This window comes from Arthrobacter sp. B0316-5-4, from assembly GCF_059090325.1.
This window is the reverse complement of record NZ_JBNHFN010000003.1, coordinates 594,854-607,175: the sequence shown is the minus strand read 5'-3', so window position 1 is coordinate 607,175 and position 12,322 is coordinate 594,854. Positions and strand designations below refer to the sequence as shown.

At 63.9% G+C, this 12,322-nt stretch carries 12 protein-coding genes; 5 read left to right on the top strand and 7 right to left on the bottom strand.

What is annotated here, in order from left to right; genetic code table 11:
- Positions 1-44: 44 nt before the first annotated feature.
- Entirely contained in the window at positions 45-1,499 is a 1,455-nt protein-coding gene (gene yczR / locus AC5RU9_RS11410; protein ID WP_494016530.1) for a MocR-like transcription factor YczR, read from the top strand.
- Here the strand turns inward: yczR and AC5RU9_RS11405 are convergent.
- On the bottom strand, positions 1,496-2,023 hold the full coding sequence (locus AC5RU9_RS11405) for a DUF4188 domain-containing protein (RefSeq protein WP_494016529.1): 528 nt from the start codon (positions 2,021-2,023) through the stop codon (positions 1,496-1,498). The genes yczR and AC5RU9_RS11405 overlap by 4 nt on opposite strands.
- A gap of 107 nt (positions 2,024-2,130) precedes the next feature.
- Between AC5RU9_RS11405 and AC5RU9_RS11400 the strand changes: the two genes are divergently transcribed.
- Complete coding sequence (locus AC5RU9_RS11400) at positions 2,131-2,706, top strand: TetR-like C-terminal domain-containing protein (protein ID WP_494016528.1); 576 nt, start codon at positions 2,131-2,133, stop codon at positions 2,704-2,706.
- Between the two features lie 7 nt (positions 2,707-2,713).
- Here AC5RU9_RS11400 and AC5RU9_RS11395 read toward each other — a convergent pair whose 3' ends face one another.
- Positions 2,714-3,406, bottom strand: coding sequence for an SRPBCC family protein (locus AC5RU9_RS11395; protein ID WP_494016527.1), 693 nt, complete (start codon positions 3,404-3,406; stop codon positions 2,714-2,716).
- Complete coding sequence (locus tag AC5RU9_RS11390) at positions 3,399-4,049, bottom strand: ArsR/SmtB family transcription factor (protein ID WP_494016526.1); 651 nt, start codon at positions 4,047-4,049, stop codon at positions 3,399-3,401. Before AC5RU9_RS11390 ends, AC5RU9_RS11395 begins: the two co-directional genes overlap by 8 nt.
- Before the next feature lie 141 nt (positions 4,050-4,190).
- Here AC5RU9_RS11390 and AC5RU9_RS11385 point away from each other — a divergent pair, with 141 nt between their 5' ends.
- A complete protein-coding gene (locus tag AC5RU9_RS11385; RefSeq protein ID WP_494016636.1) occupies positions 4,191-5,120 on the top strand; it encodes an RluA family pseudouridine synthase in 930 nt (309 codons plus the stop codon).
- Here AC5RU9_RS11385 and AC5RU9_RS11380 read toward each other — a convergent pair.
- Positions 5,117-5,689, bottom strand: coding sequence for an O-acetyl-ADP-ribose deacetylase (locus tag AC5RU9_RS11380; protein WP_494016525.1), 573 nt, complete (start codon positions 5,687-5,689; stop codon positions 5,117-5,119). The two genes, AC5RU9_RS11385 and AC5RU9_RS11380, sit on opposite strands and share 4 nt — an antisense overlap.
- A 53-nt stretch (positions 5,690-5,742) precedes the next feature.
- Here AC5RU9_RS11380 and AC5RU9_RS11375 point away from each other — a divergent pair, with 53 nt between their 5' ends.
- Positions 5,743-6,375, top strand: coding sequence for a DedA family protein (locus tag AC5RU9_RS11375; protein WP_494016524.1), 633 nt, complete (start codon positions 5,743-5,745; stop codon positions 6,373-6,375).
- 11 nt (positions 6,376-6,386) lie between these two features.
- Here AC5RU9_RS11375 and AC5RU9_RS11370 read toward each other — a convergent pair whose 3' ends face one another.
- The 3 genes from AC5RU9_RS11370 to AC5RU9_RS11360 form a co-directional block, all read right to left on the bottom strand.
- Positions 6,387-6,692, bottom strand: a complete 306-nt coding sequence (locus tag AC5RU9_RS11370) for a hypothetical protein (protein ID WP_211714153.1) — start codon at positions 6,690-6,692, stop codon at positions 6,387-6,389.
- Positions 6,693-6,798: 106 nt separating this feature from the next.
- Positions 6,799-9,597: a phosphoenolpyruvate carboxylase gene (gene ppc, locus AC5RU9_RS11365; RefSeq protein WP_494016523.1), complete on the bottom strand. Its 2,799-nt coding sequence runs from the start codon at positions 9,595-9,597 to the stop codon at positions 6,799-6,801.
- A gap of 174 nt (positions 9,598-9,771) precedes the next feature.
- Positions 9,772-11,316, bottom strand: coding sequence for a sigma-70 family RNA polymerase sigma factor (locus AC5RU9_RS11360; RefSeq protein ID WP_494016522.1), 1,545 nt, complete (start codon positions 11,314-11,316; stop codon positions 9,772-9,774).
- Positions 11,317-11,718: 402 nt separating this feature from the next.
- On the opposite strand from AC5RU9_RS11360, the gene AC5RU9_RS11355 reads away from it, so the two are divergent.
- Complete coding sequence (locus tag AC5RU9_RS11355; protein WP_494016521.1) at positions 11,719-12,291, top strand: hypothetical protein; 573 nt, start codon at positions 11,719-11,721, stop codon at positions 12,289-12,291.
- Positions 12,292-12,322 lie beyond the last annotated feature (31 nt).

The following is a 12,322-nucleotide window of genomic DNA, read 5'->3' as shown; positions in this document are numbered from 1 at the left end:
AAAACTGGCCTTGTATTCCATAGCCAGTTTGCAATACTGGTCTTATGTCCGGCTCACTGAACCCCACCGCCCTCGTTCGGCTCCTCGGCTCTTGGAACTCCGGTTCCCTGCCCGCCTACCGCGAGCTGGCCGACGTCGTGCGTTTGCTGGTGATGGACGGGCGCATCCCGCTGGACGTCGCGCTGCCCAGCGAGCGGGCACTGGCCCAAACCCTTGGCCTGAGCCGGACCACCGTCACAGCCGCGTACGCGAACCTCCGCGAGCAAGGGTTCCTTACCGCGGGCCAGGGAAGCCGGGGCCGGACGTGCATCCCCCACCGCACCGCCCCCGCGAGTGCGCCCGGCCTGGAAGTACCCGACGGCCTCCTCGATCTTGCCTACGCCTCCCTGTCGGCTGCCGGTGAAGTAGTGCATCGGGCCTTCGCCGACGCCCTGACCGAACTGCCCGCGCTCCTTCCCGGCTTTGGGTACGACGCCATGGGAGTTCCGGCGCTTCGCGAAGCCATCGCGGAGAAGTACACAGCAGACGGAGTGCCCACCAGGCCGGGCCAGATCCTTGTCACTTCCGGCGCCCAGCACGCCCTCAACGTTGTGCTGCGCACCCTGGCCGGCAAGCAGGACCGGGTCTTGGTGGAGCACCCCACGTACCCCAATGCCTTGGACGCCATCCGGGCCGCTGGGTGCAAGCCGCTTCCCGTCGCTTTGCCGGCGGGGACCTCACCAGCCTGGGACATCGATGCCATGGTGGCCACCATGAACCAGCAACGACCTGCGATGGCGTACCTCGTCCCGGATTTCCACAATCCGACGGGTCGCATCATGTCCGATCTGCAACGTCGGCGCCTGGTGCGCGCAGCCGGGGCCTCGGGGACAGTCCTGGTGGTGGATGAAACGCTCCGGGGATTAAACCTCGACGGCGTCCGGACCGCGCCGATGTCGGCCTTCGGTCCCGCCGTGGTGTCCATAGGGTCGCTGAGCAAATCCCATTGGGCGGGCCTCAGGACCGGGTGGATTCGCGCGGACGAGGCCCTGATTTCCCGGTTTGTGGCAACGAGGACCGTCATGGATCTGGGCGGTCCTGTTGTTGAGCAACTGGCGGCGGCCCGGCTGGTACGGTCCTTCGCCGAACCCCTGGACGTCAGGTTGGAGGAGCTGCGGCACAACCGGGAATCACTCCTCGACTTGCTGGCTGAACACCTGCCGGCGTGGGAAGTGGAGCGGCCGCGGGGCGGACTCACCGTTTGGTGCCGCCTGCCCAGTCCCTGCAGCACGGCGCTGACCATTCTTGCCCCGGACTTCGGGCTTCGTTTGGCGGCCGGCCCCAGGTTTGGCGTGGGCGGAGCCTTCGAACATTTCCTTCGCGTCCCCTACACCTTGCCGCCTGAGCAGTTGGAGTTCGCCGTCCTCGCCCTGCGTGGAGCCCAGGACAAGCTGGACTCCTCGCCCCACCTTCGTAGGTCCCTCAAGTCTGAACGTCCCACGGCGGAGGCAGTGGCCTAGCCTTCTGTTCGGGCGGCCCCTGTTTGGGCGGCCCCTGTTCGGGCGGCCCCTGAGCCCATACGCTGCTTAGCCGTGTTGCTGCCAGGCCCCACGGGTACATGCGACGTAGCTTTTGCGAGGCCGAACCGGGGCATGCCGTTGTAGACCACTTCAATGCCTGACGCCGGAACCTGGTAGGTCTCGTGCCACACGCCCACGTCTCCGTTGCCGGACATTTCCTTCATGAACTTCCGCCAGGGAGCCAGGTGCGGCGACTCCCTGTCGGCGGCAAAACGCCGCAGGTGCTCAGGGCTTTCCCAATAACTGAGCAGCATAGTGGTCCGTCCGAGCCACTGCTCGCTGCTGAGCAAGCCTGCCTCAGGATTCGCGGCCAGGTGTTGCAGCATGGCGGTCATGGCTGACGCCACCCGGGCAACACGGCCCACCTTCCACCACCTGTTGGCGCGCATCCCGATGAGGAAGACAGTGACCGTGTCGCGCCCGACGTCCGCGGTGAAACGGCCGGGGAAGATTTCCTGTGCCATGTGAATTCCTTCGGTTGAGGAACCCCACTGTCAGATTCCTGGTTTCATAACAACTTTTCCAGTTCCATAACGTCGTTATGAAACAATGTTATGAAACACTTGGAGGCATGGCAAGACCCATTGTTCATGATCTCCAGGTCCGGCAGCGGCTACTGGCGGTCACCGCAGAACTCGTGGACCGCGAAGGTCCGGCCCGCGTGACCCTCCGGGACGTCGCCGCCGCAGCAGACACGTCAACCACCGCGATCTACTCCCTCTTCGGCGGAAAAGCCCAACTGCTGACAGCCGCCGTCGACGACGGTTTCCGCACCTTCGGGGAGTCCCAACGCGAAGCCGCCCACGGCGGCCTTCTGGCGCTCGGCCGGGCCTACCGCGCGTGGGCTCTTGAGCACCCGGCCCTTTACCGACTCATGTTCGGTGGCGCGCTGGCCGCCTATGTGGAGTGCAAGCCGACGCCGGATGTCGCCTCGGATTCGATGCTCCCCCTGGTGGAAGCGGTCACCGAGGCGCAGGCAGCGGGGAGGCTCCGAGCCGAAGACCCTGCAGTAGTTGCGATGGCCATCTGGGGCCAGGTCCATGGGCTGGTCAGCCTGGAACTGGCCCAGATGAACGACCCCGCCACCGACTGGCCCGGAATCTACGAAACCGCACTCGCGTCCGTGGCCCGCGCCTGGGCCGCCTAAGCCGCCTTTACGCGTACACCTTTTCCAGGAATCCGCCCCAGGCCTTGGCCGTAAGTTCGGAGTCCCCGGTAGCGCTGAAGTCGTGCACCGTCATGCCGACGGGAGCACCAAAGGCATTCCGGCCGAAGAAGCGATACATGGTGTCCGCGGTCCGCAGGCCCAGGAAGTTTTGGTTGGCGAAGTCCACCTCGCCGCTCAAGCGGCCAACGCCGTCGACGTCCACGTCGAAACGTGAACCGGCAACAACATCGTCCACCCCAAGCGCCTTCTTCAGTTGCACAAAGCCGTCGGGAACCTGGGAAGACGCCGGGCCCTGGATGTCCGTGAACACCACGGGCCTGCCGTCGAAGTGCTGGAGGTACTGGCCCAGGGTGTGCAGGTAGAACTCGGTGTGCTTGCTGGCACCGTCATACTGCTCGTCCCAGTTGTCCGCGAAGATGCCGCTGTGGACGTAGTGCAGCTTGGCGCGGCCGCCTTCGAGGGGTTCAAGGACATGTTCCAACTGGTTGAACCAGCCGTCCGGTCCATCCATCCGGGAAACAAGGTGGTTGGGGTACTCCTCCACCGTTTTCACGGCCGGCCACTGGTCCGTGGGGAACATCCAGGCTGGGGTATCCGCAGTAACGGCGTTCCATACCCGCTCCGGCGTGCCGGGCAGCTCGGCGTCCGCCACGATTTCGAATTTCCGGTTGTCAGTCATTGCCTTGGTCCTTTTCTGCTGTTTGCCCGGAGGCTGCTTGTTCCGTTGAGGGGGTCTTGAGTGCGGGATGGAGCACGACGACGAGCCGATGCTTGCGTGCCCCGCCCGCCGCGGCGGCAGCACCGCCGTCGTGGTACTTATCCACAAGCCGGGTCACCGCTACGCCGAGCTCTTCAGCGAACGCTGCGCGTTCTGCGGCCGAGCGGAAGGTGATCTCGCCGTCGATGGCGAAGCTGGCCAGCTTCTTCCTGGCCACGGCAGCCCCGGCGATGAGCTTGCCCATTTCCTGGACTGTGCGCGCGGCAAGCGAAAGCAGCCAGAACGCCGAAAACCGGTCAGCGAAACGCCGTGGATCCGGTGCCACGGAGGCCAGTGCGGCGGGCGAGATGAGGTAGGAGGCAGCGGTGGCTCGCAACACCCGTTCGGTGACATTGCCCTTGCGGCGTTCCTCCACCAACTCCACCAGCCCATGCCTTTCGAGGGCTTTGAGGTGGTAGTTCACCTTCTGCCGTGGCAGCCCAACCCTGCCGGCCAACTGCGTGGCCGACGCGGGCTCAACGAGCTTCTGGAGGATGCGTGTGCGGATCGGGTCCAGCGATGCTTCCGCCGCGGCCGGGTCCTCGATCACTTCGATGTCCAACATGCTTCAAGTATGTTCACCGACAACTTTTCTTGTCAAGAACTTTTTTATGTTCGGTGTTGCGAGGCCCGCTACGCATGCTTCCGCGGCCGGAAACCATGCAGAGCGGGCCCCACAACGCAGCACCGGTAGAATTGTCCAGTGATGCAATCCCCCCTCCCCGTACGCGACGGCGTGAACGCAACCCGCCTCCGCCTCCCGGACGAGGGCCCCTGGAGCACTGCGATGGACTACATGATGCATCGCTGGGGACACATCGACCCCCAAGGCATCGAGGACCGCTTCGACGCCGGCGAGATCGTGGGCGAAGGCGGCGTCCCCCTGGACCGCAGCACCAGGCTCGAGGATCACACCTTCATCTGGTACTACCGCACGCTCCCTCCGGAGACCCGGCTCCCAGTGGAAATCAACATCCTCCATCAGGACGAGCACATCCTCGTGGTCGACAAGCCACACTTCCTCCCCACCACGCCCGGCGGCACCTACATCCAGGAATCCGCGCTGGTCCGGCTCCGCAACCTGCTGGACCTCCCGGACCTCATCCCCATGCACCGCCTGGACCGAATGACCGCCGGCCTCCTGCTGCTCTCCACCAACCCGGAGACGCGAGGCAGGTACCAGGTGCTCTTCGAGAAGCGCCAGGTCCAGAAGGAATACGAGTGCGTGTCCGCCGCGACGCCCGCCCCCGGCTTTCCCGCCGTCGACTTCCCCGCAGTAGTCCGCAACCGCATGACCAAGTCCCGCAGCTACCTGCTCGCCGAAGTCATCGACGGCGAACCAAACGCCGAAACCCGGATCGAAAAGACAAGAACGTTCGACGCCGGCACCCACCAGCGCGCGCTGTACCGGTTGGAACCGCACACCGGAAAGACCCACCAACTGCGCGTGCACATGGCCTCACTCGGACTCGGAATCGTCAACGACGCCTTCTACCCGGACCTCCTGGACAAAGCGCCGGACAACTACGCCAAGCCCCTCCAGCTACTGGCCCGCGGCATCACCTTCGTGGACCCCATCAGCAGGAAGCCCGTGGAATACCGGAGCCAGTTGGAGCTCAGCGAAGCGCACGGCTAAGCGCGCACGTCCGGGGAACCAGGCCCCGGTGATGATTCAAAAACGGCCCGGAAGACCGCCGTCGTCTCTTCGGAGAACAGTACAAACTCCACCAACTCAAGCGGGCTGCCCGAAGCGGCTCCTGCCGACGCTGACGATGCGAAGGACCCCACGGCGTCGAACGCCACCTCGGCCACCTGACTGGCATCCCAGCCGTAAATCCCGGCGCTGATCGCAGGAAAGGCAACCGAGCGGGCACCCAAGCCCGCCGCCACCTTCAGGCTTTCGCGGAAACATGACGCGAGCAGCGCCGGATCGGTCTGGCCTGCATGCCGGTTGGGACCTACCGTGTGGATCACCCAGCGGGCGGGAAGCTTGAAGCCTGGCGTCGCAACCGCCGCGCCAACCGGCAAGCCGGCCGGCAAGTCCGCCCGACAGAGCTCGCGGCACGCTTCAAGAAGTTCAGGTCCCGCGGCCCGGTGGATGGCACCGTCCACTCCCCCTCCACCGAGCAGGGACGAGTTGGCGGCATTGACAATCGCGTCCACAGGACGCGTCGTGAGGTCGCCACGCAGGATGTCGATTCGCATGGCGCCAGTCTCGCCCAGAGCGGCACCGGCAGCAAGTGCGGTACCTTGTGGCCATGGACATCACCGCCCCTGAGACGTGGGGATCCGCGATCTACCTGTGGATCGTACCCATTGTGGTGGGCGACGCCATCTTTCCGCCGATCCCGTCCGAAATGGTGGTCATCACCGGCGGCGCGCTCGCGGCCGACGGCCACGCCAACTTCTGGCTGATCCTCCTCCTGGCCGCCTTCGCATCATGGCTTGGCGACATGGCGGTGTTCCTGTTGTTCAAGCGCCGCATCAGCCACGTGCTCGACCGTTGGTCATGGGGCCGCCACGTCCACCGCGGAATCCACGCAGCCATTGCCAAAGCCGGCCGGTCCTCAACGTACGGGGCCATCATCGGCGGGCGTTTCGTACCCGGGGGCAGGCTCGCGACCTCCTCGGCGGCCGGGATCGCGAATGTGTCGGTGCGCGGGTTCAGCCTCTGCGCCGCCATGGGCGCCATGTTTTGGGCCGTCTGGCAGGTGGGCCTGGGCTATTTCACCGGTTCCACCACCAAGCTGCCGTTCTGGGCGAGCTCATTGATCGGCGTCGGCGTTGGGTTGGTCATCGGAGTGGTGGTTGGCCTGATCGTCACCCGTCGCCGCGGCAACCGCTCCCCCGTGGACGAGCCATACGACGGCGACGCGCCCCGGCCCGAGTAGCGCCCCAGGCCCTAGATGGGCGACCAGCGCCCGCGGCTGCGACGCAACACGTACAGGCTTCCGGTAAGGGCCACGCGTTCGACGGCGTCACGCATCATGGCGGCCGACGTCCGGGCTTCGTCGTTCTCACCTGCATAGTCCCGGTCGCCAACCGTAAAGCGAAGGCTGAGTTGGGGTACGCCGCCCACGATGTCCAGCTGGTTCGATTCCACATGGTGGCGGGTTTCCAAGGCTTCGACAGCCGCGGCCATGACGGACTCGGGCGCGTTGCCCGGTTTGAGGCCAGTGATCTTCAACTTGGTCTGGAACGAAGGCATCCCATAACCCTAACGCTCTCCCACATCCCACCCCCTTGAGCGGATCCCTCCCGCACTGGGTGAGGGAGGGATCCGTTGAATCCGTAGGGATGTGGAGGAGGGTCTGCTAGCCGGTGTTGCGCAGTCCGGCGGCCACGCCGTTGACCGTAATGAGCATGGCCCGCTGGAGCCGCTCGTCAATCTCGGCCCCGGACACCGACTCCTCACGCACACGGCGCAGCAGTTCCACCTGAAGATAGCTGATGGGATCCAGGTATTGGTCCCGGATTTCCAGGGAGCGCTTCAGCGTCGGCTGGGCATCCAGCAACTCGGTCTCGCCCGTGAGCCTTTCAATTTCAGCCACTGTGAGTTCGTACTCATCACGGATCATATGGAACAACCTGTGCAGTTCGCCCGGGACCAGCGAAGAAACGTAGTGGCCCGCAATCTCCATGTCCGTCTTGGCCAGCGTCATTTCCACATTGGAGATGACCGAACGGAAGAAGTGCCAACGGTCCATCATCTCCAGGAGCTGTTCCGTGTTTCCTTCCTCACGGGCGGCCTTCAGGCCCGAACCGACCCCGAACCAACCGGGGACGATCTGGCGGGACTGGGTCCAACCGAAAACCCACGGGATGGCACGGAGGCCGCCAAGTCCTGCACCGGAATCCGGGCGCTTGGAGGGGCGCGATCCAATGTTCAACGAACCCAGCTGCTCCACCGGGGTGGAGGCAAGGAAGTAGGCGGGCAGTTGGGGGTCGTCGATCAACGTGCGGTACCGGGCGAACGCGGCGTCGGAAATGGTTTCCATGACGTTGGCATAACGCTCGCGTTCGTCCTCCGAGGTGCGCGGAGTCCGGTGCAGGGCCGAACCCTGCATCACGGCTGCCAGGGACAACTCAAGGTTTTCCCGGGCGAGTTCCGGGAGCGAGTACTTGTCCGAAATGACTTCGCCCTGCTCCGTGAACTTGATTTCGCCCTCGAGCACGCCATTCGGCTGGGCCATGATGGCGTCGTACGTCGGTCCGCCACCGCGGCCCACGGAACCTCCACGGCCGTGGAAAAGACGGACCCGGACGCCGTGCTTGGCCGCAACATCCCGCAGCTTGCGCTGGGTCTTATGGATTTCCCATTGGCTGGTCATCACGCCGGATTCCTTGTTGGAATCGGAGTAGCCCAGCATGACCTCCTGGATGTCGCCCCGGAGTCGAACGAGTTCACGGTAGGACGGATCGGACAGGAGCTGATCCACGATCTCCGCAGATGCGCGGAGCTCTTCCACGGTTTCCAGGAGAGGAGCGAAGCCGATCTTGGCGTGTGGCTTGCCGCTGAAGAGATCAATCAGCCCGGCCTCGCGAGCAAGGACGGCCGCGGCCAGGACGTCATCGGCGCCACGGGTCATGGAGATGATGTACGTCTCCACCACATCAGGGCCATAGGTGTGGAGGGCCTGGCGGATGCTGCGGAAGACATCGTAGGTGCCGTCGGCAGTACCTTCGAGCTTTATGGGGTGGCCGGACAGCGGACGCCGTGAAGCAAGTTCGGCGCCAAGGAATGCGAAACGCTCCTCCCGGCTCAACTCGCCGTAAGGCTTCGCGGCACCCAGCCTGTCCACAAGTTGCCCGACGGCATCGTGGTGGTAGTCGGCATGTTCGCGAATATCCAGCGTCGCAAGGTGCAGGCCGAATGCGGCAATTGCGCGCCGAACGCGGGCCAAAGCACCATCAGCCACCAGGGCCGCTGAATGGTTGCGCAACGAATCTTCCAGCAGGCTGAACTCGGCCAGGAGCTCAGGTGTCGTGGCGTAGTCGCGGCCTGGCTCGTGATAGGTCGAGGCGGCAATACGCCGGCCGGTGTTGATGAGTTTGGCCTTGATGCACGTGAGCTTGAGCCTGTACGGCTCCTGCGCATTCAATTCCAGGATGCGTTTGTCCAGTCCGGGAAGGTTCTTCAAGTCCACGGCAATCGAATCCAGCAACTCCTGGTCGGCCCCAAACAGCGCGGTTGAGTTCGAGAGGACCGAGATCAGTTCGTCTATCAACGCGATGCCGATTCGAACTGCGTTCTGGTTCTGCAGCTGCAGGATTTCCCGGGTAACGGCGGCGGTGACATTCGGATTGCCGTCCCTGTCCCCTCCGATCCAGGAACCAAAACGGATGGGCGCCGCTCCGGCAGGCAAGGCCACGCCGTGCTCGGCCAGGAGTTCCGAGAGGTCCGTCAGCATTTCCGGCATGGCATCGGTCAGAATGCTGTTCAGGTAGTAAATGGCGTTCCGGGCCTCGTCCACCGGGGTGGGACGGACCTGTCGCAGCTCGTCCGTCTGCCACATCTGGTCGATGATCTCTGCCAGTTGGCGGTCCTGGCGTCGGCGGGAAGAGGTTCCCTCCTGGGTCGGCTCCGCGAGGACATCCGAGAGCTTACGGACCTTGTCCAGCACGGAGCGACGGGATGCTTCAGTCGGGTGTGCCGTGAAGATGGGCCTCACGTCGAGTTCATTGATCACGTCCTGCAGGACCTGTGGGCCCGCTTGCCCGGCGATTTCGGAAACCGCCTTCGCGAGCCAACCGTCCTTTTCCTGCCGGGTGCGGAGGCCCCGGACGCGATGCACCTGCTCTGCCGCGTTGCTGAGGTGGAAGTAGAAGGCAAAAGCCCGGACAAGGTCGGTTGCCTGCTCAAGCGGCAGGGAGGCGAGCAGTTCGCGGACCTGGGCAACGACGTCGTGCGCGCTCCACGGACCGGTGGCGTCAGCGCCGCCACGGGCGGCTTCCTTGGATTCCTTGGTCAGCAGGCGCACCTGCTCCACCAGCTGGAGCAGCTCGGGGCCGTGTTGCCGTACCAAGGACTCGCCAAGCAGGGTGGAAACCCGGCGAACGTCAGCCCGCAGTTCAGCGGCGAGATCAGTGTCTTGATGGGCAGTGTGAACCATAGATACATACCTTCGGGATCTAGTGAGGCCCGTACACTGCGCTGGATACTGTGAGCCGGATTACTAATGTTTCCTACGGGATCTTACCCGCACGAAACTCCCCTCACGGAATGCGTCTCAGATTTTGGTTTCACCTTTCGGGCGCGTCAGTGATCTCCACGAAGTGAACGCACCTTAGTAGCTGTAGGAAAACTGGTTCGGGGCGATGCCGGTGCCTTCGAGCGAGTACGTCAGGACCTTCTCTTCCCGCCCCCGCTTGGAGACAGCCGTGACATCGAACTGAAGCCCACCGCGCCGTATTGTCGGCGTGGAGCAACTAACGACGCTCCTGCTCTCCAAGGTGCACGTCCACCCTTCCGGAGCGCGGACCGTACCTGCTTCAATCCAGGCATTCTGCCCCACTGAAAAGACAGCTTTGCCACCACCCAAGGGCGCGGACCCGGAAGCCTTGAAGTCGATGCGCAACGCCGTGCCATTGGCGCCGCGGTCCCTGATCCGCTCCGCGGACCCTGTGACCTGCACCGGCGGCGCGGCGGAGGGAACCACCGAAGGCGAAGGCACAGGGGCCGCGACGGGTGGGGGCACCGGCACGGTGGGCGCTGTGGGCTCCTGCGATGGTTCCGGCTCGGGTGCGACGGGTGTCGGTGCGGGCGGTGGCGCAACTACGGATGGAGGGATGGCCGCCGCCGGGGAACTTGGTGCCGAGTGCGCGGGGGTGGTCACGAGCGGCTCCGTTTGCGGTTGCCTGCCGGTGGTTTCGACGGCCCGCTGCTCCATGTAGGCATCCGGAGTCAAAAGGTCCACGATGCCCACTGCACCCAGGACAAGTCCCACCCCGGCCGCGGCGATGACGACCATCACGGCTGGCTGCGCCAGCGCGGGAACGGCGAGAGCCGCCTTTGCCGGCAGCGCCCCGCCCAAGACGCCCAATCCAGTACCCTTACCGGCCCACATTGCCAGGGGGATGCCGGTCACCAGGGGGAGGAGAACCGCCCTCATGCTCCCCTGCACGTCTTTGAGTTCAGCCAAGGCAGCGGTGCATTTAGAGCAACCCCGCAGGTGCTCCCGAACTTTCCTTTCGGCGGCTGCGGAAAGTCCACCCCGGACATAATTTCCGAGTTTGGAGGCGAACTCGGCACACCTGCTGTCAGGCTGCTCGGCGATGTGGAACTGCAGGTAGTGCCGCCTTAGTCCTTCGCGCGCACGCAGGGCGAGCGCGGAAACGGCGTTTGGAGACAAGCCGAGGATTGGTGCGACAACTGCCGGTTTCATGCGTTCCACGTCCAGATACCAGAGCACTGCCTGCCAACGCTCCGGCAGGGCGCGGAAGGCTTTGGAAACTGTGTGGGATTCAAAAGCGCTTATGGCGGAGTCAGCCTCACCCAACGTCTGGTCCAAAACAGCGTCGTCTCCACTGGGCAAGACCTTTCCGGCCTTTCGATTCCGCTGATGGGACAGCCTGGTCACAGTGGACAGCAGATACGCCCGAAAAAAGGTATCCGGCCCCTTCCCAGCCACCAAACTCTGCAGGACGGACTGGAAGGCATCTGCCACGACATCCTCGGCATCGCTCGGGTTGTCCACATTGCGCTTGGCGACCGTCGATGCGATGGAAATATGCCGCTCATACAGCGCGTCAAACGCAGCCATGTCTCCGCTGCGGACCAGTTCGATCAGGTGACCGTCGCTCTCGATTCCATCCTGCGAAATACTGCCCATACTTGTCCTGGCAGCCACTTACGGCCCCCCAACAACGTCATAAATCGTGCCCATATATAAGAAGTGGCCCTAGCCCCCGACTCATGACGCAATTTGTCCAAGGTCTTTAGCTGAAGAGAATCGGCTATCGCTTCGTCATGAAAGACAGCTCCGCAGCACTATTCGGATATGACATCGTTTCGGACAAAATCATTCGCAGAATGCGCGTTCTCGCGCCACCTTTTGCTGCGTAGATGGCAGACGACCAGTTATAGGGCAGGTTGGCGCTTCCGCGCAGATTGGTTCCTGCCCGAAGTCCGAACAGTTGTCAGATGCCTCGCCACAAGCTCCATCGTCCCCGCGCCGGCAGCTAAATCGCTGGGTGCTGCGCGCGCCAGGAACGGCGTCAGCATCAGCGAAACAATGACTGACTTCCGGGCCCTCTTCGAAGCCGCTGAGCAGTCCCTCGACGTCGACGCACTCCAATCACTGGCAGAAGGGTGGGCCGAGGTCGCCGAGCTGGCCCCTGCCATTTCGTGCACGGATGTCTATACGGGTTTGGCCACTCAGGCACACTTCCAGCGCCGCGTGCACGAGGTCTCAACCTTCGGAGCCGACAACCCACGGCAGCACGCCGTCGCCGTTATCTCAGTGCCAAGGCCCAACGAAAGCCGGACACACTGCTGGACCCTCCTGGCCAGGATGGGCGAAGCCGTCAAAGGGCAGCTGCACGGAACAGGGGCTCTGGCCATGTACCAAGACTCCGCCGTCCATGTTCTTTTCCCACTCAACGAGGGCAACCTGTCCAGGCTGGTCGAGTGCAAAGCGGCAATGGAAGCACTGGGAGACGGCGCCCTCAGTCCGGCACGCATGAAGTTGTACCCGTTGTCCTCAGCATTGGCGGCGACTGCAGCCACGACGACAATTACGCCGCACGACGCGTCTGCGAAGCACAGTGCGCCGGGCTCCGGGCCCAAGGCGTCACGAACTTCATGATGCGGCCACTCATTCTCTGACGGAACATTTT